The 24,158-nt window shown below is 69.7% G+C and carries 25 protein-coding genes; 1 reads left to right on the top strand and 24 read right to left on the bottom strand.

The features are described from left to right. Positions 1-6: 6 nt before the first annotated feature. The 21 genes from AYL44_RS00305 to AYL44_RS00210 form a co-directional block, all read right to left on the bottom strand. The gene (locus tag AYL44_RS00305; RefSeq protein ID WP_064001283.1) at positions 7-231 is read right to left on the bottom strand and encodes a hypothetical protein; all 225 of its coding nucleotides are present in this window, start codon (positions 229-231) and stop codon (positions 7-9) included. A gap of 107 nt (positions 232-338) precedes the next feature. Then, positions 339-629, bottom strand: a complete 291-nt coding sequence (locus AYL44_RS00300) for a WXG100 family type VII secretion target (RefSeq protein ID WP_231872683.1) — start codon at positions 627-629, stop codon at positions 339-341. A 274-nt stretch (positions 630-903) separates the two neighbouring features. Then, a complete protein-coding gene (locus tag AYL44_RS00295) occupies positions 904-1,464 on the bottom strand; it encodes a GAD-like domain-containing protein (protein WP_064001281.1) in 561 nt (186 codons plus the stop codon). A gap of 30 nt (positions 1,465-1,494) precedes the next feature. Next, the gene (locus AYL44_RS00290) at positions 1,495-2,055 is read right to left on the bottom strand and encodes a GAD-like domain-containing protein (protein WP_064001280.1); all 561 of its coding nucleotides are present in this window, start codon (positions 2,053-2,055) and stop codon (positions 1,495-1,497) included. 36 nt (positions 2,056-2,091) lie between these two features. Continuing rightward, positions 2,092-2,652: a GAD-like domain-containing protein gene (locus AYL44_RS00285; RefSeq protein ID WP_064001279.1), complete on the bottom strand. Its 561-nt coding sequence runs from the start codon at positions 2,650-2,652 to the stop codon at positions 2,092-2,094. Between the two features lie 10 nt (positions 2,653-2,662). Continuing rightward, positions 2,663-3,259, bottom strand: coding sequence for a polymorphic toxin type 15 domain-containing protein (locus tag AYL44_RS00280; protein ID WP_231872682.1), 597 nt, complete (start codon positions 3,257-3,259; stop codon positions 2,663-2,665). A gap of 36 nt (positions 3,260-3,295) precedes the next feature. Continuing rightward, positions 3,296-3,994 carry a WXG100 family type VII secretion target gene (locus AYL44_RS00275; RefSeq protein WP_064002398.1) on the bottom strand — a complete coding sequence of 233 codons (699 nt, stop codon included), beginning with the start codon at positions 3,992-3,994 and terminating at the stop codon, positions 3,296-3,298. Between the two features lie 83 nt (positions 3,995-4,077). Next, positions 4,078-8,676 carry an FtsK/SpoIIIE domain-containing protein gene (locus tag AYL44_RS00270; protein WP_064001277.1) on the bottom strand — a complete coding sequence of 1,533 codons (4,599 nt, stop codon included), beginning with the start codon at positions 8,674-8,676 and terminating at the stop codon, positions 4,078-4,080. A gap of 55 nt (positions 8,677-8,731) precedes the next feature. Further along, positions 8,732-9,991 (bottom strand): RDD family protein, encoded by a 1,260-nt coding sequence (locus AYL44_RS14825; RefSeq protein WP_064001276.1) that lies wholly within the window; start codon positions 9,989-9,991, stop codon positions 8,732-8,734. Further along, positions 9,988-10,824: a hypothetical protein gene (locus tag AYL44_RS00260; protein WP_231872681.1), complete on the bottom strand. Its 837-nt coding sequence runs from the start codon at positions 10,822-10,824 to the stop codon at positions 9,988-9,990. Before AYL44_RS00260 ends, AYL44_RS14825 begins: the two co-directional genes overlap by 4 nt. Before the next feature lie 52 nt (positions 10,825-10,876). Further along, complete coding sequence (locus tag AYL44_RS00255) at positions 10,877-11,428, bottom strand: hypothetical protein (RefSeq protein WP_157532549.1); 552 nt, start codon at positions 11,426-11,428, stop codon at positions 10,877-10,879. After that, positions 11,425-12,030, bottom strand: coding sequence for a hypothetical protein (locus AYL44_RS00250; protein WP_064001273.1), 606 nt, complete (start codon positions 12,028-12,030; stop codon positions 11,425-11,427). Before AYL44_RS00250 ends, AYL44_RS00255 begins: the two co-directional genes overlap by 4 nt. Further along, positions 12,027-12,647: a hypothetical protein gene (locus AYL44_RS00245; protein ID WP_231872680.1), complete on the bottom strand. Its 621-nt coding sequence runs from the start codon at positions 12,645-12,647 to the stop codon at positions 12,027-12,029. The genes AYL44_RS00250 and AYL44_RS00245 overlap by 4 nt, the downstream gene beginning before the upstream one ends. A gap of 135 nt (positions 12,648-12,782) precedes the next feature. Beyond that, positions 12,783-13,892, bottom strand: a complete 1,110-nt coding sequence (locus tag AYL44_RS00240) for a hypothetical protein (RefSeq protein WP_231872679.1) — start codon at positions 13,890-13,892, stop codon at positions 12,783-12,785. Then, the gene (locus AYL44_RS14495; protein ID WP_157532548.1) at positions 13,892-14,203 is read right to left on the bottom strand and encodes a hypothetical protein; all 312 of its coding nucleotides are present in this window, start codon (positions 14,201-14,203) and stop codon (positions 13,892-13,894) included. The genes AYL44_RS00240 and AYL44_RS14495 overlap by 1 nt, the downstream gene beginning before the upstream one ends. 4 nt (positions 14,204-14,207) lie before the next feature. Beyond that, a complete protein-coding gene (locus AYL44_RS00235) occupies positions 14,208-14,792 on the bottom strand; it encodes a hypothetical protein (RefSeq protein WP_064001271.1) in 585 nt (194 codons plus the stop codon). A 3-nt stretch (positions 14,793-14,795) separates the two neighbouring features. Next, entirely contained in the window at positions 14,796-15,500 is a 705-nt protein-coding gene (locus AYL44_RS00230) for a hypothetical protein (RefSeq protein ID WP_231872678.1), read from the bottom strand. Positions 15,501-15,598: 98 nt separating this feature from the next. Then, complete coding sequence (gene purH, locus AYL44_RS00225) at positions 15,599-17,206, bottom strand: bifunctional phosphoribosylaminoimidazolecarboxamide formyltransferase/IMP cyclohydrolase (RefSeq protein WP_064001269.1); 1,608 nt, start codon at positions 17,204-17,206, stop codon at positions 15,599-15,601. A gap of 37 nt (positions 17,207-17,243) precedes the next feature. Then, on the bottom strand, positions 17,244-17,825 hold the full coding sequence (purN, locus tag AYL44_RS00220) for a phosphoribosylglycinamide formyltransferase (protein WP_064001268.1): 582 nt from the start codon (positions 17,823-17,825) through the stop codon (positions 17,244-17,246). Positions 17,826-17,829: 4 nt separating this feature from the next. Next, positions 17,830-19,143 carry a DUF6350 family protein gene (locus AYL44_RS00215; protein WP_064001267.1) on the bottom strand — a complete coding sequence of 438 codons (1,314 nt, stop codon included), beginning with the start codon at positions 19,141-19,143 and terminating at the stop codon, positions 17,830-17,832. Positions 19,144-19,208: 65 nt separating this feature from the next. Then, on the bottom strand, positions 19,209-19,550 hold the full coding sequence (locus AYL44_RS00210) for a DUF2200 domain-containing protein (protein ID WP_064001266.1): 342 nt from the start codon (positions 19,548-19,550) through the stop codon (positions 19,209-19,211). A gap of 55 nt (positions 19,551-19,605) precedes the next feature. On the opposite strand from AYL44_RS00210, the gene AYL44_RS00205 reads away from it, so the two are divergent. Continuing rightward, complete coding sequence (locus AYL44_RS00205; RefSeq protein WP_064001265.1) at positions 19,606-21,021, top strand: NCS2 family permease; 1,416 nt, start codon at positions 19,606-19,608, stop codon at positions 21,019-21,021. 139 nt (positions 21,022-21,160) lie between these two features. On the opposite strand, the gene sucD is transcribed toward AYL44_RS00205, so the two are convergent. The 3 genes from sucD to AYL44_RS00190 all read right to left on the bottom strand — a co-directional run bounded on the left by sucD (position 21,161) and on the right by AYL44_RS00190 (position 24,156). Next, the gene (sucD, locus tag AYL44_RS00200; RefSeq protein ID WP_064001264.1) at positions 21,161-22,063 is read right to left on the bottom strand and encodes a succinate--CoA ligase subunit alpha; all 903 of its coding nucleotides are present in this window, start codon (positions 22,061-22,063) and stop codon (positions 21,161-21,163) included. 37 nt (positions 22,064-22,100) lie between these two features. After that, positions 22,101-23,267 (bottom strand): ADP-forming succinate--CoA ligase subunit beta, encoded by a 1,167-nt coding sequence (gene sucC, locus AYL44_RS00195; RefSeq protein ID WP_064001263.1) that lies wholly within the window; start codon positions 23,265-23,267, stop codon positions 22,101-22,103. A gap of 136 nt (positions 23,268-23,403) precedes the next feature. Further along, positions 23,404-24,156 carry a phosphotransferase gene (locus AYL44_RS00190; protein WP_064001262.1) on the bottom strand — a complete coding sequence of 251 codons (753 nt, stop codon included), beginning with the start codon at positions 24,154-24,156 and terminating at the stop codon, positions 23,404-23,406. Positions 24,157-24,158 lie beyond the last annotated feature (2 nt).

The following is a 24,158-nucleotide window of genomic DNA, read 5'->3' as shown; positions in this document are numbered from 1 at the left end:
CGCTGATCAGATGCGGTCGGTGTCGTCGCCGAGCTCCTCGGCCATCTGCCGGTACGGCTCGCTCTCTTCGCTTTCGAGCCAGCTCTTCGCGTACTCGAGCAGCACGGCGGGCGAGTCCTCCGCCTCGGCTGCGCTGGCGAACGGGCCCAGGCAGTCCTCCGACGGGCGCTCGTCGTCGCGTACCACGGACTGGGTCGAGAGGTTATACCAGTAGGTCTGCGAGGTGGTCATCGTCGCGACACTCCGTTCGTCATCCTGATCCTAATCATCATGAACACAGGCAACGGGCCGCGATGCGGATCCTGAGATCGCATCGCGGCCCGTGAGCGAGCCGGGGATCAGCTTGCGGCCATCTCCGCGTCCGTGTCGCGGATGCGATCCGCCATCTGGTCGAGCGCCTGCGCCATGTCGTTGACGGCCTCGGCGGCGTCGTCGAGCGACGTCGTGAGCTCCGAGTACGCGGTCGAGTAGGCCTCGGACGCGTTCTCGGTCTTGAAGCCGTCCTGCACCAGGTCGTCGATGATGCCCTGGAGCTCCTTCAGCGTGTCGGTGACGGTCTGGCGACCGTCGCGAAGCCGCGCCGCCGCGCTCTCCATCTCGCTGTATGTTGCACCAAAATCGTGAGCCATGAACCCGCCTCCCAGCGTGTCGTCGTGGTGCGGAGAACCGTTTTCCTCCCCCGCGTGAACGATGCTAGCGAAGAGGTCTCCCCCGCCCCATGGGGAGAAGTCCCCTCTTGACAATCCTCCGTCGGGCCGGTCGCTCGCCGAGGCGAAGGGCTGGTCGACGGCGGAATTCCGCGCGCACGAGAGCCGTCCCGGATCGCAGCGCGCACCGGGATGCCGGCAGGCGCCGGGCATCGCTCAGTGAGGGCGTGACCCTCGAGAATGACCGAGTGGCGCTTCAGTGGCCGACAGGGCCCTGCAGATCAACCATGACCTGGATCGCCGAGAGGGTGGGGCGCTTCTGAAGCGTGTCGACCGTGCCCGGACCGCCCAGCGACGGCAGCGGGACGAAGATGAAGGACTCGTCGAACCCCACGCCCCCGTGACGGGCGACTGCCTCCGGGTAGGGGTCCCACGCGAACTCTTCCTCCAGATGCTCCGCCCCGTCGAGGCGGGTCAGGCCGAGGAACGTCTTGGGCGACCCCAGACCCACCGTCTCGAATTTGCGGAAGAGGATCGCGATGAGTGAATCGACGCTCGGCTCCCACGTGATGAGATCACCCATGGCTGTCACCATGACCGGGATGGCGATCCCGTCGCCCTGGGTCTTCCCGATCCGATCGCCCAGCTCAGCCTCGAACACCCCAGGGTTGATCACGCGGATGAAGCCCTCGCCGAACGTGCCATACCCGTATTGCTCCCAGATCTCGACGATCGCCGAGGGGACTCGGTCGCCATACGCGGCGATGATCTCCGGCGAGACCGGCGAGTGCGCGACGAAATCTTCGATCTGGACCATGGTTTTCAACCTAGAACCCGCAGTGGCCGATCAGTGACCGATAGGCCCTTGGAGATCGACCATGACCTGGACGGCGGAGATCGTCGGCCGCTTCTGCAACGTATCGACCGTGCCCGACCCACCCAACGACGGCAGCGGAACGAAGATGAACGACTCATCGAAGTCCGGCGCGCCCTGGGCCGCGACCGCTTGTGGGAATACACCCCAGTCCAGAACACGCGCAAGGTGACGTGCGCCGCCTGCACGCGTCAAGGTCAGGAAGCTGGACACCTTGCCCAAACCCGCGCCTCGCTTGCTACGGAACATCAGCGCGATCAGGCCGCCGAGGCTCGGTTCCCAGGTGATCACGTCGCCAAGGCCGGTGACCATGACGGGGATCGCGATTCCGTCACCCTGTGTCTTACCGATGCGGTCGCCGAGCTCCGCCTCGTACACGCCGGGGTTGATGACGCGGATGAAGCCTTCAGCGAAAGTGCCGTAACCGTACTCCTCCCAGATCTCGACGATCTCCGCGGGAACCCGGTCACGGTACGCAGCGACCACCTCCGGCTCCACCGGAGCATGCGGGACGAAATCTGCGATCTGAACCATGGTCTCCAACCTAGGGACCAACCCAGGTGCGGCCGATCAGTGACCGATGGGACCCTGCAGGTCGACCATGACCTGAATAGCCGACAGCGTCTGACGCTTCTGCAGGGTGTCGACCGTGCCAGGTCCGCCCAACGACGGCAGCGGAACGAAGATGAACGACTCATCGAAGTCGGGCGCGCCCTGCGCCGCAACCGCTTCGGGGAAGACGCCCCAGTTGAACTCCGAGGCCAAATGGTCCGCGCCCAACGCCTCGGTGAGAAGAAGGAATGAATCGACATCCCCCAGGCCGACGCCTCTGTTCTCGCGGAAGATGAGACCCACAAGTCCACCCAGACTGGGCTCCCAGGTGATGAGATCTCCCAGCCCGGTGACCATGACGGGGATCGCCACACCGTCACCCTGGGTCTTGCCGATTCGGTCGCCGAGTTCAGCCTCGTAGACCGCGGGATTGATCACTCGAAGAAAACCGTGAGCGAATGTGCCGTACCCGTACGTGTCCCAGATCTCGACGATCTCTGCGGGCACCCGCTCCCGGTAGGCCGCGATGACCTCGGGTTCGACCGGCGCGTGCGGAACAAAATCAGCAATCTCGACCATGCGCTTCAACCTAACGGAAGACAACGTTCATGTAGACGCTCGACAGGTCGGCGCCCGGATTCGCTTGTATGTAGCGCACGACAGCGGCATCGATGTCGCCCACCCGCGTGCGCCACTGTGAGCCGAGCGACGAGTTGATCCTCGAATCGCCAACCCCGGAGATGTCGGTGACGTCCCCGCCCGCAATTCCGTCCAGGCGATGGGTCGCTGCCTGCGTGCGCATCCACTCCGCGGCGTTCGTGCGTGCTGCGTCGGGGCTTTGCCCGGACCGGATCAGCTCAGCGAACTTCCTCTTCTCCGCGATCTCCCGCGCATACTCCTGCGCCCGGAGCGAGTCGGGTGTCCGGCCGTTCTGCACGTACTCCGTACGGTTGCGGAGCCAGTCGGACAGCGGCATCTGCTGCAGGGCATCCATCTGCTCGTTGTACTGGCGGTCGTACTCGACCGGGTCGTGCTTCTTGTTCCGCTTGAACGGACGCAAGGTGACATCGAACGTGTCGATGTCTTCGACGCCGTCGCGGTTGCGTCGCTGCTTGCCGCGCAAGCCTCGCACCATCTCGCCGAGCTGCCGACCGTGGACCGGGATGTCGTCCAGCGCCCGCAGCATCGGCTTGATGAGTTCGTCTCCGACTCGAGCCATGTGTCAGTCCCCCGTGATGTTCAGTCCGGCGAGGTCGGCCATGAGCCGGTCCATCAACGATTCGATGTCGGCAGCGCGCAGATCGAGCTCCTCCTCGGACTGCTCGAGCGCCTGCAGGTCGGCGTAGAACTCGTCCGGGTTGCCGGCCACGGCCTCGACGACGGGAGCGTTCAGCGCCGCCATGACAACAGCGGGCAATTCATCGGCGAGCGGCTCGATGACCGTCGGCAGGATCTGGTTCAGCGCCTGCTCGATCGCGACGTCGACGGCGGCGTTCAGAAGCTTCTTCTTGATGATGAGCATAGGGCCGGCGCCGACCGCGGTGACGGGGTTCGTGAGCATGCCGACCAGCGCGATCATCGTCGTCGTGACATCGGCGATGACCTTGATCTTGAGCCCCAGCACGACGCCGGCAGCGATGTCCATCCCGGGCGGGACGGGCCCCAGCAGGTCGACGAGCTTCTGCAGATTCTGCGACCGGTTGGTGTTCCACGCCGAGACGAACGCGGGTCCCGCCTGGCCTCGCATCGCCGCGGCCAGGTCGCCGTTCACCTTCCGGTCGATGGCCTGCAGGGAGTCCTCGAGGTCGTCCCGGAAGTGCGAAACGATCTGCGCACCGCGTCGCAGTTCGTCCTCGTCGACGTCGGGCCATTCGAATCCGAGCTTCTCCATCACCCAGATCAGTTCGTTCGGCAGCATCATGCCCACAGCGCATCACCTCCCCAGCGAGAGTAGGCAAGATCGGCGGCGCCGTACATGGGGAGAAGTCCCCGGCACGTCGGGGGTCAGGCGCCGAGCGTCGTACCCGCGGCATCCGCCGTCACCGCTTCGCGGGCGGCCGCCCGTGTCGTCGGGGGCGCGACCGTCGGCTGCGGCGGGGGTGCCACATCGGCGACGAGCGGCATCTGCACGGTGACCGAGCGACCCGCCTGCACGAAGATGCCTCGACCGACGGGGAAGTCCGATCGCTTGACCCGGCCGAACGGCGTCTTGAAGATCGCCTCGCCGTCGTACGTGTCGGGCTTGAGGACGATGCCCTGACGGCCCGCCTTCCACTCCCCCAGCACACCGATGCTGCCGCTCGCCCGCGAGATCTCGGCGTCGCCGATCAGCATGTGCTCACTGTCGTTCATCGCCTGCAGCAGGGTGCGCATCGGACGGTCGGCGGGGCCGTCCGACAGGTGCGGCATGTCCTCGATCACGATGAGGATGCGGCCGTCCGACACATCCCGCGTGATGAGCTCGGCCAGCTCCGTGGCCAACTCCTTCTCGTCGTCGGGACGGGTGGCGCTCTTCACCCACGGACGGAAGTCCTTGAGCTCGGCGCGCCGGCTGCCGAAGTGGTAGAGCTGGACGCCCGGGTCGAAGCGTTCCATCGCGATGACGAGCGACTTGAGAGCGTTGGTGCGACCCGATGCCGGCGGCCCCGAGATCACGAACGAACCGATCGGCTCGAAACCGTGCGCCGAGAGGGTGTCGTCGGCGACGCCGAACACCGGCATCCCGTCGACCCGGGCCGGCATGTCCGTGGCCGGCACCGCCGTCGGAAGGGCGCCGATCTCGGGGAGATCGCGCACGCCCTCCGCGCGGAGCTTGTCGCCGAGGACCCCGAGCGCCTTCGTCTGCTCGACGGCGTTGGAGGTTCCGCCGAGGACGGCGATCTGCGCCTCGTGACCGTCGATGACGGCGCGCCCGGGGACGGACTGCTCGTCGAGCACGTCGCGCGGAGTGCCCAGCAGCATGTACTGCGACGGGTCGCCCATCCGCAGGACGACCTTGCGCGAGATGTTCGAGGCGACGGCGCTCGGGACCGCGTTGCCGCGGTCGGCCGTGAGGACCGTGTGCACCCCGAGCGTGCGCCCCTCGCCGAGGATCCGCATGAAGGTGCGGTAGAACGGGCCGCGACCGGGCGCCACCTCCCAGTCCTTCTTGAACTCGGGGAAGTTGTCGATCAGCAGGATGATGCGCGAGAGGTTGGGGTCCGCGATCTCGCGGTACTCCTGCAGCGTCGCGGCGCTGGCCGCCGAGAACGCCGACGCGCGGCGGTCCATCTCGCCGTCGAGGGTGCGCAGCAGGCGCTGGATGCGCTCGACGTCAGAGCCGTCGACGACCGACCCGACGTGCGGGAGGGCCGACAGCGCGCCGAGCGCGCCGGTCGCGAAGTCGAGGCAGTAGACGTTGACCCGGCCGCGGTCCGGTCGCATGCCCGCCGCCGTACCGATCGTCTTGAGGACGGTCGACTTGCCCGACCCGGACGTGCCGTACACGACGAGGGATCCGTCGCGGTCGGGGACGAAGAACGCCGGCTCCTGCTGCTGCTTCTCGGGCACGTCCATGAGGGCGATGGGGATGCGGGTGTCGCCCTCGTTCGCAAGGTTCGCGAGGTCGACGAGAGCGGACAGGTCGTCGAGCCAGGGACGGCGGGGGCGCGGCAGACCCGCGACCTCGCACGCGGTCACGAGGTTCGACACGATACGCCTCTGATCGTTCGGTCCGAGGTCCTCCTCGTGCGAGTCCGACTCGGCGGGGCGGTCGGGCTCCCACTCGGCGGCCGCACCGAAACGCAGCTCGGCGACGCGCACCTCGGCGACCGCGGTGTCCTCCAGACTCGTCCAGCCGCCGGTGTAGGCGGACTGGAACGGCACGAGGCGGCCGGGGCCGGTCTTGGCGATCGCGCGCCCCGGGACCGACGCGGGGAAGCTCGCCGCGACATCGTCGTCTACCACGTCGCGCGAGTCCGCCTCATCCGCCATACGGAGGGCGATGCGCAGGTTCGTGTTCGCGCGGAGGTTGTCCTTGATGACACCGGCGGGGCGCTGGGTCGCCATGATGAGGTGGATGCCGAGGGAGCGGCCGCGCTGGGCGATGTCGACGACGCCGTCCACGAACTCGGGCATCTCCGAGGCCAGGGCGGCGAACTCGTCGATGACGAGCACGAGCGACGGCGGGCACTCCGGGTCCTGGCGCTTCTCGAGTTCGAGGAGGTCCTTGGCCTTCTTACGGTTCAGCAGGTGCTCGCGGTGCTGCAGCTCCGCGCGCAAGCTCGTCAGCGCCCGGCGGACGAGGTGCGGGTTGAGGTCGGTGACGAGGCCGACGCAGTGCGGCAGGTCGACGCAGTCGGCGAAGGCCGAGCCGCCCTTGTAGTCGACGAAGAGGAAGGTCACGCGGTCGGGGCTGTGCGCGGCGGCCATGCCGAGCACCCACGCCTGCAGGAACTCGGACTTGCCCGAACCGGTCGTGCCACCCACGAGCGCGTGCGGTCCCTGCGTCCGCAGGTCGAGCGCCATCGCGTCGCTCGGCCCCTGCCCGATGATCGCGCGGAGCGTGCCGGCCTTCTTCAGACGGGGCCGCGGCGTCGGCGTGCGGTCCACGATCGTGTTGTTCTGCTGCCAGCGCTCGATCGCCGCGTGCGGGTTCTCGGCGATCGCGGGGTCGATGAGCTGCAGGAAGTTGACCGAGTTGGGGATGTCGGACGCGTCGTGCACGACCGTGCTGGCATCCACCACCGGCGACAGGCGTCGCGCGAACATCTCCATGTAGGCGTTCGAGACCCCCTCGACGGCGACGTGCTCGAAGGCCTCGCCGTTGCGGACGAGACCGACCCGCGCATCGGCGAGGTCGTTCCGCAGCTCGATGAAGCTGCGGCAGACAGCGGGCAGCGACTCGACCGTCTCGGAGATGAACACGGCGTGGACACCGTGGTCGGCGCCGCGCTCGAGGACGTCGGTGAGGCGCCCGCGGTCGACCGGCGCATCGCCGGTGACGAAGACGACCACCGAGATCGGGGGCGTGCGGACGCGGTCCTCGGCGGCACGAGCGACATCCGTCCCGTAGAGGAGGGGATTCCAGTCGTCCTTGAACGGGCCACGGGGCTCGCCCTCGCGGCCACCGCCCGAGGCACGACGGACGTACTCCTCGAGCGAGTTGAGCAGGCCCGCGGCACTCGGCGCGGAATCGGCCAGCGGCGCCGAGCGGAACGGGCTGCGCTCGGCGGTCGTGTGCGGAAGCCACTTGAGCCACTCGAGCTCCGGCGTCCAGGACGAGTCCGAGAAGGCGACGGTCACGACGTCGTTGGGCGCGTGCAGGCCGAACACCTGCACAGCCACGCCGCGCATCGCATCGGCAACGAGCGCGCGCGGACCGGCGATGCCGATCGAACCGGAGGTGGGGAACGTCTCGAAGACGGGGACGTCGTCGACCATCTCGTAGCGCAGCCGCAACCGATCGACGCGGTCGATGTACTCGGGCAGGCCGTCGGGCGTCTCGGCGTCGTCGATCCCATTGCGCGCGGGGAGCGAGCAGGTCCCGAGTCGCAGGGCGAGGAAGTTCCAGTGCTCGGGACGTCGGGTCCACAGCAATGGACCGAGCCGCATCGCCTCCTCGAAGACGTCGGCGACCGCCGGCGCCTCGGCGTTGCGAGCCGCCTCCTCCTCGGGCTTGCCGCGGAAGAAGTCCTCCTCCAGCTGCTCGAACTGCCGCTCGAAGAGCAGGCGCTCGTGGTCCTCGCTCTTGCGGCTCTGAACCGACTGGTTGATGAGGTTGCCGAACGCCATGAGCGGCGTCATGACGATCAGCAGGAGCGAGCGGGGGTTGCCGTTGAGCGCGAACAGCGCGGCACCCATGAGGATCGGTGCGACCATAATCGGCCAGGGGAAGATCTTGCCGATCTTCTCGGTGGGCAGGCGCGGCGGCTTGAAGCGCGTGCCCGGGTAGCGGACCTCGACGCGCGGACTGCGGTTGAACAGCAGCCCGCCGCCACGCTCGATGATCGGGTCGTCGGCGGCGGCACCGTCCCACGCGTTCGTGAGGTAGACGACGAGCGTCGTCGCGCCGATGACGAAGGGCCGGCCGTCCTCGACGCGCACACGCTGCACTTCGACACCGTCGACGAGGACGCCGTTGGCGGAGTTCAGGTCGACGACCTCGGCGTGCGCACCGACCTCGAGTCGCGCGTGGCGCTTCGAGACCATGGGGTCGGTGAGCACGACGTCGTTGCTCGGGTCGCGCCCGATGGACACGTGACCTGCCGACAGGGCGAACTCCTGTCCGGCGAGCGGACCGGCGGTGGCTCGCAGGATGCCCACGGTCTCGCCGCGTCCGGCGCGGATGTATCCGGCGCCGTAGTTGACGATGGATGCCGCGAAGCCCGACCCGAGGGGCGCTTCGCCGATCGGCAGGTCGTGGGGCAGTTCGACGGCGCGGGACGCGGTCGGCGGCGCGACCGACAGGGTGAGGACGTCGTCCTCGGCGAAAGTGGTCGACCGGGCGGGATCGGATGCTGCGATGTACCGCGCGACGTCGCCGACGGTCGCCGTGGAGTCGGCTGTCACGACGATGTCGACGGGGTCGTTGTCGTGCCGGTGCAGGGTGAGCTTCAGCCGCATTGCTCTTCTCCGATGGGGTGGGGACGCGTCGGGCGGACGGGTGCGGGCGGGACGATCACAGTGCGACGACCTCGGCGAGGCGGTCTCCGAGGCGGATGGTGTCGCCGACGGCCGCGGCGAGTGCCACCCCGGCGACGGCCGCTGTCTCGACGCCCGCACGGACGACCGCGCTGCCGTTGGTGGACCCGCGATCGACGACCTCGAGCCCGTGGGCGGTGGGCGTCAGAATCGCGTGGGTCTTCGAGAGGGAACGGCTCTCGTCGAGCAGGCGGTGCGGCTCGGCACCCGGTGCGCTCGCCGGGTCGGGATCGCGACCGATCAGGAGCGGCCCGGTGACGGCGACCGTCTCCCCCGTGTCGAAGCGCAGGCCCCACCGGGGCGACGGCGCGGGCACGACCTCGGGCGCGGGCTCGGGTGCGGGCTCGGGTGTGGGCGCGGGCGCGGCTTCGCGGCCCGGTACCGGCGTCGGCGCGGGCGCGACGCGGGGGGTCGCGAGGCCGGGGGCGGCGTCGATGACCCCGGGAGCGGCCGACGCCGCGGCATCCTCCGTCGCCGCAGGGCGGCCGTCGGGTCCGCGGTTCACGCCGAGGACCCCCGCGCTGATGCGGTTGCCGGGACGGTAGTCCGGACGCGCGCCGGGCCGGGTGGGAGTGGCGAGCGACGGGCGCTCCGGACGTTCGGGGACAGGCTCCGCCTTGACGGTCTTCCGGGCGATCCGCATCCGCTTCTCGTCATACGGGTTCAGGCCGCGGCGGATGTCGACCAACCACATCCGCGCGGCACGGTCGTGCAGCCCGCGGCCCCGCTCCTGCGGGTCGAAGGTGGGTGAAGCGAGGATGACCGCGGTGCCGATGACCGGGATGACGCCGGCGAGGCCGACGATGAGCGCACGGAGCAGGACGGCTCCGGCGCCGGGCTTCTCGAGCGTGCGGACGTTGATGCTCCGGAGCCCCGTGAACCCCTTGCCGATCGTCAGTCCGCGCCGCGCCTGCAGGACCCACTGCACGATGAGGAAGGCGAGCGAGAGCGCCACGGTGATACTCGCCATCACGACGGCCAGCACGAAGCCGGGGTGGTTGACGAGTCCATAGGGCGAGATCGCCCCGGTCGCGAGCTTCAGGAGCAGCGGGACGGTCCCGAGCCACAGCGGCAGCTGCAGGAGGGCCCAGATGAGGATGTCGAGGAGGAAGGCGAGGGATCGACGACCGAACGGTGCACGGACGAGGCCCAGGGCGGCCGCGTACGCGGGGTCGGGCCGACCCATCGCGTCGACGCCGTCCGGCCGGTCCTCCGGCTGATCGATCTCCCAGATCATGCCGTCGGTGCTGCGGGCTGATCGCCGGGCACGAAGTAGCGCGCGGGTGAGAGCCCGGTGCGCACGACCGCGTCACCGGCGGCGTCGAGGAACTGGGTCAGCGTCGCGACGCTGAGGGTCCCCGACGGGTCGGCGATGATGACGTTGTCGACCACCGGCAGGAGCGTCGCGGTGCCCTGCGGCCACGTCGCGAATGTCGTCGTCACTCCCGACTCCAGCACCCGGATCTTCGCGGGCGCGATGTGCACGTCGGGGCGCTGGAGTGCGACGGTCTGCACGTCGTACGCGCGCACCGAGAACAACCGCAGCACGCGCTCGAACCGCATCGCCAGCTCCGGCACTCGCTCCCGCCACGGGAACGGCGCCCACCCCTCGTCGGTCGGCACCATCGGGTGCGCGCTCACCAGGGGCCGGTCCGCGTCGAACAGCTCCTCCGCGACGTCCAGCGTCCGCGCGATGGCGGCCTGATCCTCCGCACCCACGATGACCACTCGATCACGGGCGTACGGGAACACCACCGGGTCGCCGGAGAGCTCGAGCCCCGCCACCCGCGACGGGTCGAGCAGCACCGCAGCGGCGAGCGCCTCGTCCTCGATGACCACCGTCCCCTCCACCGCGGAGGGGAGCTCACCGACGAGCGGGACCGCAGCGCGCAGGGCGTCCCGGAACCCGGCATCCGCCCCCTCCGTCTCCCCCTGAGTGACGGCGGAGCCCCGATCACGGTGATCGAGCCCGACGAAGACCTCACCGCCGACGTACTCGACCCGCGGGTGCGCGGGCCCCGGAGCCGTCTGCGCGAGCACTCCCAGCTCGCTCGCACCATAGATACGCACGGTCACATCCGTCGCGATCGCACTCATCGGTTCCGCCCTCTCATCAGCGTTCTCACAGACTAAGTCCTCGGTCATCGGCGCTGAGCGCGTCGACGTCTCCCCACGACCACCGAAGGTCGGGGACGTCCTGGCTCGGGCCGGGCGACCGGTGGAACACCCACCCGTCGGGAACGAGGTGCAGGGCGAGGGATAGCGTCGCCTCCGGGGACCCGTCCTCGGCTCGCACGAGCGTCACGCCGACCCCGTCCGGATAGATCCAGTACCGGACCCGAGTGGCACCGACAGCCCGCAGGGCCGCCGTGTAATCGCCGATCGCGTCGTCGCGCTCGGCGTCGAGGTCCAGCAGCGACCAGTTGCCCGCGCGATACAGGCACGCTGCGCTCAACGAGTGCCAGAGTTCCTCGGCGTCCGCAGGTGTTCCCGCGGAATGCCACTCCGCCAGCGGCACGATCCGCGCGTCCCCACGGACCAACACGGGCACAGCCCCCTCGATCAGACCGTCATCCGTCGCCTCGACCGCTGCGGCCGGCGCCGCGTACGCGCTCACCAGCGCGCGCCTCGCCTCCTCGGGGAGGATCGTCAATTGCCGGGTCGCGGCTGTCATCCGTCGCCCCCACGGCCGTCCGTCGCCGGCGACCACGTCAGGTCCACGGGCGGGATCCTGCGCGTCGGCCGGGTCGTCGACAGCCATCCGAGAGGAACGATGTGGACGGCACTGGCCGACGCGGGCGCCGGGAGCGGTTCGCCGTGCACGACGAGGACGATCGCCCGGTCGTCGGAGCCCCACCAGTCGGCGCGGCGGACCCCGTGTCGCTGCAACGCCCGCACATAGGCGTTGGGTGGCGCACCGTCGCCCGGCTCCACGGCCAGGGCGACGCCGTGACGGTACTCGCAGGCGCTGCGGATGCCCCGCCACAGTTCGCTGGCGCGCTCGCGCACGGCCGCGCGAATCTCGTCGCTCGTCGGGGGCTCCCACGAGAGGGGCACGATCGACACCTCGCCGCGGCGGAGGAGCGGCGTCCCCGGGATCAGCTCGCCGTCAGGCTCGTCGCCGCGGGCATCGACGAGCCGCGCTTCGATCTCGTCCACGATGCGGCCGGCTCTGACGAGGGCGCCCTCGCCGTCCTCCGAGCGGACGTCGGCCGCGTCGATCACATGGCCCGTGAGCCAGGGCTCTCCCGAGACGGTGACGTCGGGCTGCGTCATGAGTTCAGGTCCAACCTCTGCGCCGTGCCCGGCCACAAGCCCGGGTTGTAGTCGCCGTCGAGGTCGCGCCCCACGCCCGTCGCCGAGGAGGGGATGTCGATGACCGCTTCAGGGATGCCGGTGGGCAGATACCCGCCGGGGATCCAGTGCTCGTTCGCGCCCGCCTCGTTGCCGGACGGCATCCGGAGGTTCGTCAATTCAGAGGGGTCGAAATGGCGGACTTCGAGGGGCAGCGGATTGCCGTTGTCGTCGAAGAACCAGCTGCGCTCCATGCCGAGCTGATCGGCGATGATGTTCACGTCGCCGTCGGCGTTGCGGATGATCTCGTCGAGCTCGGACGTCGGGAAGACGAAGGTCGAGCCGTCCCATTGCCCGGGGCCGTACGTGTGCAGCGTGTCGGAGAAGTAGATCCTGCTGGCGCCGTCGTCGAAACGCGCCAGGTGCTGGGAGATGTAGTCGGCGTCGAGGTAGTCGCCGGGGTCGGGCGCGTCGCCCTTCCAGCTCACGACGGCGTCCGGCGTCCAGTGCGTGTCGGTGCGCCACGCACCGCTCACACTGTCGAGCGCGTCGACCTGCGAGCGGTTCAGGTCCTGACGCTGACTGTGCTTACGGAACATGTCCGCGAGTTGACGCACGTGGACGGGAACGCCGTCCAGCGAGTTCTTCAACGGTCTGATGACCTCACCGATGCCCATGATCCCCCTCCCCGGTCAGGGTAGCCACGACGATCACCGGCCACCCAGGTCTTGCATTCACGCCGTCCATGGTTCAATGTCCCCCCTCGACCACTGCAGGTCGGCGGGCGCACGTCCGGACGTCGTCGCACTGCGCCCCGACACCCAGCGCGCCGGCACGAGGTGCACCGCGAGCGCCAGATCGCCCGCCGCCGGATCACCGGAGCGAACGAGGACGACGCCGGTCTCGTTCAGGACCCACCATCGCGCGTCCCGAACGCCGACTGCGCGCAGCGCCGCCGCGTAGGCGGCCACCGGTCCGTCGCCGCGTCCGTCGAGCGGCAGATCGATCGGTCGCCCGGCGGCGTACTCGAAGGCGCCGGCGAGCCCCGCTGCACGATCGTCGACGCGTCGACGCTCCTCCGCGGCATCCCGCCCGGATGCGCGCGGCGCGGTGCCCTGCAGCATCACCGGCACGATCCTGGCCGCGTCCCGCTCGATCACCGGCACCGCCGAGGGCACCGGCTCGAAACGGGTGAGCGCTGTGACCGCGTCGAGGACGGTGGCATCGGATGCCGGCAGGATCCAGCCGTTCGGCTCGGAGGCAGGATCACCGGTGGCGATCTCCGCACGCGCGTACGCCTCGGCCGCGGCGATCGCATCCAGGTCGAACCGGGTCAACTCCGGAGGAGCGGATGCCGAGATGAGCGGCCCCCAGTCGCCGAAGGCCGGCACGTCGAGCCACCGCAGCTCCTGCGGCGCGCTGATCTCGGCGACGAGATCCTCATCGATCGGAGAGGAGCGCTCGATGTGGACGACGCCGTCCGCGTACCAGCGGTGCTCGACTCGCAGCAGCCGGGAGTACGGTACGCGTCGCCCCGGATCGCCCTCGGGATAGAACAGATCGACCGCATTCCGACGCAGCAGGCGCCCGCCGGTCTCCTCCCACCCGATCCGGCGGATCGGCGTCTTCGTCGGTGCGTAGAACGTGACCGAGAACCGGTGGCGGCGTACAGACACATCGAGGAACCACGTCGGCGGGGTCGACGCCGCGACCACGCTCAGTCCCTTGCCGTCGTCGTACCGGCGGCGGGCATCGTCGTCGGTCAGATAGGGGTTCTCATCGAGCGCCTCGAGCCGGTGGATCTCGAAGCGCTCCGGGTATCGCGCCGGTCGAGATCCCGACATCATCGCCAGTTGTACGTGAACGCCCAGTAGAGAGCCTCGAGCGCCGCCGGCGACAGATCGGGATGCCGGTCCGCCATCGTCGCCTGCGCGTGCCGCCCGCCCTCCTGGAGGGACATCGACGACCAGTCGACGGGGACGCCCATGCACTCCTCGACGATCGCGCGGACCTCCGCGATGAGCGCCTCGCGGGTGCCCGGCGCGGCATCCGGAGCGACAGCGTCCTCGTCGGCACGGGGGAAAGGCGATCGCCCCTTCGCGAGGTAGGCGATCACTGCGTCGCTCAGCGGCTCGTTCATGGTGTTCTTTCCCATCGGATCAGTCGGGCCAGATGACGGTTTCTTCCAGAGTGTCCGGATGCACTCGGATGATGCGGGTGATGGCGTCGTTCTGCTGCAGCCGCTCCAGTTCGCTGTACCACACGGCGCCGGGACGGAGATTGTCGCCGAGCACGGCCCGCACCTCGCCCGAGGCGCCCGACGCGTACGCCTCCGACACGCGGGTCCAGGTGTCGACGGATGCGGGGTTGTCCGCATCCCACTCGGGCATCTGGATACCCCTCGACTCGATCAGCATCTCGAGCGTCGTTCCGCCTCGCGGCCCGGCGATGGCTCCCGCCACCTCGTCACCGCGACGCGGGTACATTCCCGACCAGTAGTACGCCGTGTTCGGGGCGGTCACGAAGTCGGCCGGATTCACACTGCCGTCTGCGTTGAAGCCGGGATGGGGTGAGCCGCTGGACGGGGTGGCGGTCTCGATCCTGTCGAGGTCGGTCACGCGCCCCGTCGTCTGGTTCTGGCGGTCGCCGTGTCTACGGAACATGTGGGCGAGCTGCCGCACATGGATCGGAACACCGTCCAGCGCATCCTTCAGCGGCCGGATGACCGCGGAGCCGATTCCCATCCGTCAGTCGCCCCCGATGTTCAGGCCGGCGAGGTCGGACATGAGGCGCTCGGTGAGCGTTTCGACGTCGGCGGCGTGCTGTTCCATCTCGCCCTGCGCCTGTTCGAGCGCCTGCAGGTCGGCGTAGAACTCGTCGGGGTCGCCTGCGACCGCCTCGACGATGGGCGAGTCGAGGGCGGCCATGATGACACCGGGCAGCTCGTTCGCGAGCGGTTCGATGACCATGGGGAGGACCTGGTTCAGCACCTGCTCGACGGCCATGTCGACGGCAGCGTTGAGCAGCTTCTTCTTGATGATGAGCATCGGGCCGGCCCCGGCGGCGGTGATCGGGTTCGTCAGCATCGCGACGAGCGTGATCATCGTCGAGGTGACGTCGGCGATCACCTTGATCTTGAGCGCGGTGACGGCACCGGCGGCGATGTCCACCCCGGTCGGCACGGGCCCGAGGATGTCGAGCAGCTTCTGCAGGTTCTGGGCGCGGTTCGCGTTCCAGGCACCGACGTACGCCGGACCCGCCTGGCCGCGCAGCGCCACGGCGAGCTCGGTGTTGACCTTGCGGTCCATCGCCTGCAGCTTGCCCTCGAGCTCCGTGCGGAACACCTCGATGATGTGACCGCCGCGGCGGAGTTCGTCCTCGTCGATGTCAGGCCAGTCGAAGCCGAGCTTCTCCATCACCCAGATGAGCTCGTTCGGCAGCATCATTCCCATGGCGGAACCTCCCGCGACGACATTAGGCGAACGACGGGAGCGATTTCGATGGGGAGAACTCCCCCGGCATCGACCCGCTAGTATTCGCCGCCGTCGGTTCAGTGGAAGAAGTGACGCTCCCCGGTGAAGTACATCGTGACGCCGGCGGCCTGTGCGGCGTCGATGACCTCCTGGTCGCGCACCGACCCGCCCGGCTGGATGATCGTCGTGATCCCGGCATCCAGCAGCACCTGGGGTCCGTCGGCGAACGGGAAGAACGCATCGGATGCCGCGACCGAGCCCGCAGCACGGTCACCCGCCCGCTCGACGGCGAGGCGGCACGAGTCGACGCGGTTGACCTGCCCCATGCCGATGCCGACCGTCGCGGAGTTCTTCGCCAGCACGATCGCGTTGGACTTCACGGCGCGGCAGCTCTTCCACGCGAACGACAGGTTCTCGAGCTGGTCGTCGGCGGGGCGTTCGCCCGACACGAGCTGCCATGAGTCGACGAGCGACTCGATCTCGTTCGGGAACCGGTCGGCGTCCTGCAGGAGGAGGCCACCCGAGACCAGACGCACGTCCATGGGCTCCTGACGCCAGTCGGCGGGCAGCTGCAGGACGCGCAGGTTCTTCTTCAGCTTGAAGACCTCGAGCGCCTCGGGCTCGAAGTCGGGGGCGACGATGACCTCGGTGAAGATGTCGCGCAGGTTCTCCGCCATCTTGAGCGTCACGGTGCGGTTGGCGGCGATGACGCCGCCGAACGCCGACACGGGGTCGCACTCGTGCGCACGCAGGTGCGCCGACGCGATCGGGTCGAGCGCCTGCGGGGCGCCGATCGCGATGCCGCACGGGTTCGCGTGCTTGATGATGGCGACGGCCGGCTTGATCAGGTCGAACGCGGCGCGGAGCGCGGCATCGGCGTCGACGTAGTTGTTGTAGGACATCTCCTTGCCCTGCAGCTGCGTCGCCTGCGCGATGCCGTGCCCGCCGACGCGGGTGTAGATCGCCGCGCGCTGGTGCGAGTTCTCGCCGTAACGCAGCGTCGCGAGACGCTCGGCCTTGATCGTGAGGTGCTGCGGCAGGTCGCCTTCGCCTTCGAGGGTCTCCTCCGCGAACCAGGTCGCGACGGCGCGGTCGTAGGCGGCGGTGTGCGCGAAGGCGCGGGCGGCGAGCTCCCGCCGCTGCGCGAGGGTCGTCCCGCCCTGCCCGAGCGCGTCGATGATCGCCGGGTAGGACTCCGGCGAGACCGCGATCGCGACGTTGGCGAAGTTCTTGGCCGAGGCGCGCACCATGGCCGGTCCGCCGATGTCGATCTGCTCGACGACCGCGTCGCCCTCCGCCCCGGAGGCGACGGTCTCGACGAACGGGTACAGGTTCACGACGACGAGCTCGAAGGGAAGGATGCCGAGTTCGCCCAGCTGGGTCTCGTGGTCCTCCAGCCGCAGGTCGGCGAGGAGGCCTGCGTGCACGCTCGGGTGCAGCGTCTTCACGCGTCCGCCGAGCGACTCGGGGAAGCCGGTGATCTCGGACACGTCCTTCACGGCGATGCCGTTCTCGCGCAGCAGCGCGGCGGATCCGCCGGTCGAGACGATCTCGACGTCCGCGGCGGCGAGCGCCTGCGCGAGCTCGAGGAGCCCTGTTTTGTCGCTCACCGACACGAGCGCCCGGCGCACCGGCACGACGTCGCGGTCGCGGTAGAGGGAGGGATCGATCTGCGGTCCGGCCATGCGGGAACTCCTCGGGTCGGGGGCGTTCGGGTGCGGTTCAGGAAGTGAGGTCGAGCTCGCCCGTCGCGATGCGACGCACGACGTCGATGAGCAGCCGGCGCTCGACCGGCTTGATGCGCTCGTGAAGGGTGTGCTCGGTGTCGTCGGGGAGCACCGGCACGCGCTCCTGCGCCAGGATCGGCCCGGTGTCGACGCCGTCGTCGACGACGATGACGCTCGCGCCGGTCTCGGTGACACCCGCGGCGAGCGCGTCCCGCACACCGTGAGCGCCGGGGAACTCTGGCAGATAGGCCGGGTGCGTGTTGATCAGGCGCGGCGCCCACGCCGCCACGACGGCGGCGGGCAGCAGGCGCATCAGCCCGCTCAGGACGACGAGGTCGGGCTCCCAGACGTCCAGGTGCGCCAGGAGCTCCTCGCCCCAGGCCTCACGACTGTCGAACTCCTGGAACGGGACCATGAAGGTCGGGATGCCGTACGCCTCCGCATGGGCGAAGCCGTCGGCCTGCCGGTCGGCCCCCACCACGATGATGCGCGCGGGGAAGTCGGGCTCGCTCGCGGCGTCGAGAAGGGCACGCAGATTGGATCCCGTGCCCGAGATGAGGACGGCGACCGTGAGCACCGGCTCAGTCTAGCGGGGTGGTGGGGAACTCATCGGGCGAGACCGCGGCGGCCGGTGCCGGACGGGACTCGGCGGTCGGGGTCGTCGCCGGCGTCTCGCGCACAAGGGGCTGCTCGGCGTCCTCACCGCGCGGTGAGAGGAGGACGACGGCGGCACCGACGGCCACCTCGGCGGCCGCCACGAGGGCGACGAGCCAGGGCTCGGGCCCGACGTGGATGAGGCGGCCCGGGCCGAGCGACCCCTGCGCCGCCCACGCGAGGACGGCGACCACGGCCCCGGTGCCGAGGACGAGGATGGCGAGGGCGACCAGGCGCGGGCGGAGCGGCTCGGCATCCGTCCCCGGTCCCACCAGCAGGGCGCTGCGCGTCGCGGCGCCGGCCAGCGCGCCGAAGCCGACCACCACGAGTCCGAGCAGCAGCAGCCACCCCGACGTCGAGTCGGGGATGACGCCGAAAACGGGGATGCCGGGCACGACACCCAGGCTCGTCCCCGCCGGGGACACGGCCGTCCCGGTGCCGACGGCGAAGCCGGGCCCGACCGCGAAGCCGGCGAACCACATCACGAGGGTGGGCAGGTAGAGGATGCTGCCGAGGGCGAGGACGACGACGCCGAGGAGATCGGCCTGCGCGGCCTGCGTCAACGCGATGACCTCGCCGCCGCGGGCGAAGAAGAGGATGGCGAGGACGACGGCGCCGACCGCCACGATCCCGGCGACGCAGATCGCGACGCCGCGGGCACCGGCATCCACTGCTTCCTGCACGTCGTCGGGGAGCCGCTCGGAGAGCGCATCGATGATGCCGTCGTCGCCGTCGTTCCAGGCGCGGACGACCGCGCTGACGAGGGCGGGAACGGCGAACACGAGCGTCGGGCCGGCGACGGCGGGCAGCAGGTCGACTGCAGCGATCGAGGCGCGACCGGACACGGCGATGAGGGTGGACACGACGGCGACCGCGACGGTGCCGCCGACCACGCCCGTCACCCACGCGCCCGCCCGCGCCGCGCGCGCGCCGGAGCGCCACGCCGAGATCGCGGTGAACGCCGCGAGGGCGGTGGGGGCGAGCGAGAGGGTGAACTGCGCACCGCCCGAGGGCAGACCGCCCGAGACGACGAGCTCGGCGGGCAGGGAGACGGCGACCGGCGCGAAGTGGCCGAGCTGCCAGATCGTCGCGGCGGCGGGCCACAACGCCGCCCAGTCCGCGTCGCCGCCGATCCCGAAGATCCAGACGAGGGTCACGGGCGCGAGCACGACGCCGACACCGACCGCGACGGCCAGGAGGGCGTCGACGGCGGCGAGGAGGGAGACGAGCAGGCGATTCACAACAGACCGACCCTACCCGCGCGCAGGCCTCCCGCCGGGCTCCCGCTCCGGCGCGGACCGACGCATCAGACGCGCAGGACCTTGTCGAGCGCCTTGCCCCGGGCGAGTTCGTCGACGAGCTTGTCGAGGTAGCGGATGCGGCGCATCAACGGGTCCTCGATCTCCTCGACGCGCACCCCGCAGACGACCCCGGTGATCCGCGTCACGGCGGGATTCAGCTCGGCGGCGGCGAAGAACTGCTCGAACGTGGCCTCACTCTCGATCTGCCGGGCGAGGGCGGCGTCGTCGAAGCCGGTGAGCCACTCCACGACCGCATCGAGCTCGGCCTTGGTACGCCCCTTGCGCTCCACCTTCGCGAGGTAGAGCGGGTAGACCGCGGCGAACGGCGTGCCGAAGATGCGGTGCATGCGGTGAGGATACGCCCGCCCCGCGAGGCCCGCCAGGACGCACTACCCTCGGAGGGTGAACAGCACCACATCCCGCTCGTCCCGCGGGGCCGCAGCCCCGGCATCCGCGTCGTTCCTCGACCGCTACTTTGAGATCAGCCACCGCGGCTCCACCGTCGGCACCGAGATCCGCGGCGGCGTCGTCACGTTCGTGACGATGGCCTACATCGTCATCCTGAACCCGGCCATCCTGTCGACGCCCGACGTCGACGGCCTCACCCTCGCGCCGGCGGCCGTCGCCACGGCGACCGCCCTCACAGCCGGCGTCATGACGATCCTGTTCGGCCTCGTCACGCGCCTGCCGTTCGCCTTCGCGGCGGGTCTCGGCATCAACGCCTTCGTCGCGTTCTCGGTCGTCGGACAGGTCTCGTGGGGCGAGGCGATGGCGCTCGTCGTCATCAACGGTCTCATCATCGTGCTGCTCGCCGCGACCGGCCTGCGCAAGCTGATCTTCGACGCCGTGCCCGTGCAGCTGAAGCTCGCCATCACGGTCGGCATCGGCCTGTTCATCGCCTTCATCGGGTTCGTCAACGCCGGGTTCGTGAACCCCGCAGAGGGCACCCCGCTGGAGCTCGGCGTCGGCGGCTCGATCACCTCGCCCGCCACGCTCCTGTTCATCGCGACGCTGCTCATCGGCGGCATCCTCATGGCCCTGCGGGTGAAGGGCGCGATCCTCATCGCCCTCGTCGCGGGGACGATCCTCGCCGCGATCGTGAACATCTTCACGCCGATCGCCGACTTCGGGCTCTCGAACGGCATCTTCGCGGCCCCGAACCTCAGCCTCGTGGGCGCCGTCGACTTCGGGTTCGACCTCGGACGGGTGGGTGTGCTCGCGCTCGTCATGTTCGTGTTCACCCTCGTCTTCACGAACTTCTTCGACGCCATGGGCACGATGACCGGCCTCGCGCGCGAGGCCGGACTCGCCGACGAGCGCGGCAACTTCCCGCGCATCAAGTCGGCGCTCATCGTCGAGGGTGTCGGCGCCGTCGTCGGCGGTGGCACCTCGTCGTCCTCCGCGACCGTCTTCGTCGAGTCCGGCTCGGGCATCGGCGAGGGAGCCCGCACCGGTCTCGCCAACGTCATCACCGGCGTGCTGTTCCTGCTCGCGATGTTCATCACGCCCGTGACGGGCCTCGTGCCCGGCTTCGTCGCCGCGGCCGCGCTCGTTCTCGTCGGCGCGCTCATGCTCACGCAGATCAAGAACATCGACCTGTCGGACTTCAACGTCCTGCTGCCCGTGTTCCTGACCGCCACGGTCATGCCGCTCACCTACTCGATCGCCAACGGCATCGGCGCCGGCTTCATCAGTTGGGTCGTGCTCAACACGTTCTCGGGCAAGGCGAAGCAGGTCCACTGGCTGCTCTGGATCGTCGCGGCCGGCTTCGTCCTGTACTTCGCCCGCGGCCCCATCGAAGCCGCCTTCGGGGTCTGACCGCCCCCACGTCGAGGTCCCGATCGGGCCGGGTATGCGCGTGCCATACCCGGCCCGATCGGGACCTCGGTCGTTCACGGGCGCACCGGGAACGACGAAGGGGCGGATGCCGCCGCATCCGCCCCTTCGTTCGTGTGGCTTAGAGCGCCTCGATGATGGCGCGCATCAGGTCGGCGGTCTCGGACGGGGTCTTCCCAACCTTGACGCCGGCGGCCTCGAGGGCCTCCTTCTTGGCCTGCGCGGTGCCCGCCGAGCCCGAGACGATGGCGCCGGCGTGGCCCATGGTCTTGCCCTCGGGAGCGGTGAAGCCGGCGACGTAGCCGACGACGGGCTTCGTCACGTGCGCCTTGATGTAGTCGGCCGCGCGCTCCTCGGCGTCGCCGCCGATCTCGCCGATCATGACGATGGCCTTGGTCTCGGGGTCGGCCTCGAACGCCTCGAGCGCGTCGATGTGCGTCGTGCCGATGACCGGGTCGCCACCGATACCGATGGCCGTCGAGAAGCCGAGGTCACGGAGCTCGAACATCATCTGGTACGTCAGGGTCCCCGACTTTGACACGAGGCCGATGGGGCCCTTGCCGGTGATGTTCGCGGGCGTGATGCCGACGAGCGCCTCGCCGGGCGTGATGATGCCGGGGCAGTTCGGACCGATGATGCGGGTCTTGTTGCCCTTGCTCTTCGCGTAGGCCCACGCCTCGGCGGTGTCGCCGACGGGCACACCCTCGGTGATGACGACGAGCAGCGGGATCTCGGCGTCGATCGCCTCGATCATGGCGTCCTTCGTGAAGGCGGGCGGCACGAACGCGATGGAGACGTCCGCGCCGGTCTTCTCGATGGCCTCGGCGACCGAGCCGAAGACGGGGAGGTCGACCTCGCCCTCGTGCGGCTTCTCGTGGGTGACGGTCGTGCCGGCCTTGCGGGCGTTGACGCCGCCGACGACGTTCGTCCCGGCCTTCAGCATGAGGGCGGTGTGCTTGGTGCCCTCACCGCCGGTGATGCCCTGGACGATGACCTTGGAGTCCTTGTTGAGGTAGATAGACATGTCTGTTGTCCCTGTGTCTCGGTAGTCTCGGCGCGTCTCAGGCGTTCGCCAGCTCGGCGGCCTTGTCGGCGCCCTCGTCCATACCCGAGGCGAGCGTGACGAGCGGGTGGTTGGCCTCTGCGAGGATCGCGCGACCCTCCTCGACCTGGTTGCCGTCGAGGCGGACGACGAGCGGCTTGGTGGCCGCGTCGCCCAGGATCTCGAGGGCCTTCACGATGCCCTCGGCGACGGCGACGCATGACGTGATGCCGCCGAAGACGTTGACGAAGACGCTCTTGACCTGCTCGTCGCCGAGGATGACGTCGAGACCCGAGGCCATGACCTGCGCGTTCGCGCCGCCGCCGATGTCGAGGAAGTTGGCGGGCTTGACGCCGCCGTGGTTCTCGCCGGCGTAGGCGACGACGTCGAGGGTCGACATGACCAGGCCCGCGCCGTTGCCGATGATGCCGACCTGACCGTCGAGCTTGACGTAGTTGAGGCCGGATGCCTTCGCCTTCGCCTCGAGCGGGTCGGCGGCGCCCTTGTCCTCGAGCTCTTCGTGCTCGGGGTGGCGCACCTCGCTGGCGTTGTCGTCGAGCGACACCTTGCCGTCGAGGGCGACGATGTCGCCGGCGCCGGTGCGGACGAGCGGGTTGACCTCGACGAGCGTCGCGCCCTCGCCCTTGTAGACGTCGTAGAGCTTCACGAACACGTCGGAGACCTTCTCGACGAGGTCCTCGGGGAAGTTCGCGGCCTTCGCGATCTCGACGGCCTTGGCCTTGTCGATGCCCTGCAGCGGGTCGACCTCGATGCGCGCGAGCGCCTCGGGGCGCTCGACGGCGAGCTCCTCGATCTCCATGCCGCCCTCGACCGAGCAGAGGCTCAGGTAGGAGCGGTTCGAGCGGTCGAGCAGCACCGAGAAGTAGAACTCCTCGGCGATGTCGGCGCCCTGGGCGACCATCACGCGCTGGACGACGTGGCCCTTGATGTCGAGGCCGAGGATGGCCTCGGCTGCCGCGTAGGCCTCGTCGGGGGTCTTGGCGACCTTGACGCCGCCGGCCTTGCCGCGACCTCCGGTCTTGACCTGAGCCTTGACGACGACGACACCGCCGATCTTCTCGGCAGCCGCCTTCGCCTCCTCAGGGGTGTCGGCGATGATGCCGGCGAGCACCGGCACCTCGTACTTCTCGAACAGGTCTCGTGCCTGGTACTCGTAAAGGTCCACTGCAATCCTTCGCTGGGCGACGGTGGGGGTGACGGGCGCGGAATTATCTCGATGTCGAGAGATCGCCCGGTCGAAAAGCCTACTACCCGCGCCTGAGTGCCCCGCGCGGGAGCACCCTCGTTCGGCGGGGGTGCGTTCAGCGCTCGAGTGCGGCGCGCCAGACCCGCCGGTGCTGCTCGACGTAGGCCGTCACGTTCCGCCAGTGCGCACCGTGCCCGTCCACGAACATCGACGACCACGGCTCGGCGCCGGCCTCGTGCGATGTCCGGAGGAGGTCGTGCATCGCGGCGGTCCGCTGCGCCATCGCCTCGGGCAGTTCGCGGCGGAGCCGAGCCTCAGCGCCGTAACCGTCGACGAAGGCGGCGAGTCCGCGCGCCGCCTCGGCGGCGACGACCGAGGTGTCGTTGAGCGTGAACGCCTGCGCGGCATAGGCGAGGTCCCACAGCCGTGTACTGGGGGCGGCCGCATCCCAGTCGATGAAGACCCACCGGTCTTCGCCGACGACGAGGTTCCACGGGGCGAGGTCGTTGTGGCACACGAGCTCGGCGCCGGGCGCCGGGATCGCGGTCTCCCAGACGGCGTCGGCGGGTACCGCGTACGCGGCGCTCGCGTCGTGGATGGCCCGCACCATCGCACCCACGCGCCGCAGCTCGCCCGCCGACATCGGCCCGCGCCCGATCGCGAGCTCACCGGGGACGTACTCCAGGATTTGCCGCCCGGCATCGTCCCGCCCGCGCTGTTCCGGCGCGTCGACACCCGCCGCTCGCAGCGCCTGCACGTAGGCGATGACGCTCGGCGTCGACGCCGTCCACGGCTTGCGCACCGTGTCGCCGATGCGGACGACGGCCCCGCTCGCGTTGCCGCCCGCGAGGGGCTCTTCGTGCGGCATCC

The organism is Microbacterium oleivorans, assembly GCF_001644225.1.
Lineage (GTDB): Bacteria > Actinomycetota > Actinomycetes > Actinomycetales > Microbacteriaceae > Microbacterium > Microbacterium gawkjiense.
The sequence above is the reverse complement of the archived record's forward strand: the minus strand, read 5'-3'. Positions and strand labels throughout refer to the sequence as shown.

Bases quoted from the DNA above. Each gene is read 5' to 3' on its own strand.
- AYL44_RS00245 (WP_231872680.1), bottom strand. From the start codon at position 12,647: ATGTTCCGTAAGCACAGTCAGCGTCAGGACCTGAACCGCTCGCAGGTC.
- AYL44_RS00295 (WP_064001281.1), bottom strand. From the start codon at position 1,464: ATGGTCCAGATCGAAGATTTCGTCGCGCACTCGCCGGTCTCGCCGGAG.
- AYL44_RS00240 (WP_231872679.1), bottom strand. From the start codon at position 13,892: ATGTCGGGATCTCGACCGGCGCGATACCCGGAGCGCTTCGAGATCCAC.
- AYL44_RS00210 (WP_064001266.1), bottom strand. From the start codon at position 19,550: ATGCACCGCATCTTCGGCACGCCGTTCGCCGCGGTCTACCCGCTCTAC.
- AYL44_RS00290 (WP_064001280.1), bottom strand. From the start codon at position 2,055: ATGGTTCAGATCGCAGATTTCGTCCCGCATGCTCCGGTGGAGCCGGAG.
- AYL44_RS00190 (WP_064001262.1), bottom strand. From the start codon at position 24,156: ATGCCGCACGAAGAGCCCCTCGCGGGCGGCAACGCGAGCGGGGCCGTC.
- AYL44_RS00235 (WP_064001271.1), bottom strand. From the start codon at position 14,792: ATGGGAATCGGCTCCGCGGTCATCCGGCCGCTGAAGGATGCGCTGGAC.
- AYL44_RS00255 (WP_157532549.1), bottom strand. From the start codon at position 11,428: ATGACAGCCGCGACCCGGCAATTGACGATCCTCCCCGAGGAGGCGAGG.
- purH (WP_064001269.1), bottom strand. From the start codon at position 17,206: ATGGCCGGACCGCAGATCGATCCCTCCCTCTACCGCGACCGCGACGTC.
- AYL44_RS00270 (WP_064001277.1), bottom strand. From the start codon at position 8,676: ATGCGGCTGAAGCTCACCCTGCACCGGCACGACAACGACCCCGTCGAC.
- AYL44_RS00285 (WP_064001279.1), bottom strand. From the start codon at position 2,652: ATGGTCGAGATTGCTGATTTTGTTCCGCACGCGCCGGTCGAACCCGAG.
- sucD (WP_064001264.1), bottom strand. From the start codon at position 22,063: ATGTCTATCTACCTCAACAAGGACTCCAAGGTCATCGTCCAGGGCATC.
- AYL44_RS00300 (WP_231872683.1), bottom strand. From the start codon at position 629: ATGGCTCACGATTTTGGTGCAACATACAGCGAGATGGAGAGCGCGGCG.
- AYL44_RS14495 (WP_157532548.1), bottom strand. From the start codon at position 14,203: ATGGGAAAGAACACCATGAACGAGCCGCTGAGCGACGCAGTGATCGCC.
- AYL44_RS14825 (WP_064001276.1), bottom strand. From the start codon at position 9,991: ATGATCTGGGAGATCGATCAGCCGGAGGACCGGCCGGACGGCGTCGAC.
- AYL44_RS00280 (WP_231872682.1), bottom strand. From the start codon at position 3,259: ATGCTGCGGGCGCTGGACGACATCCCGGTCCACGGTCGGCAGCTCGGC.
- AYL44_RS00275 (WP_064002398.1), bottom strand. From the start codon at position 3,994: ATGATGCTGCCGAACGAACTGATCTGGGTGATGGAGAAGCTCGGATTC.
- AYL44_RS00230 (WP_231872678.1), bottom strand. From the start codon at position 15,500: ATGGGAATGATGCTGCCGAACGAGCTCATCTGGGTGATGGAGAAGCTC.
- AYL44_RS00305 (WP_064001283.1), bottom strand. From the start codon at position 231: ATGACCACCTCGCAGACCTACTGGTATAACCTCTCGACCCAGTCCGTG.
- AYL44_RS00250 (WP_064001273.1), bottom strand. From the start codon at position 12,030: ATGACGCAGCCCGACGTCACCGTCTCGGGAGAGCCCTGGCTCACGGGC.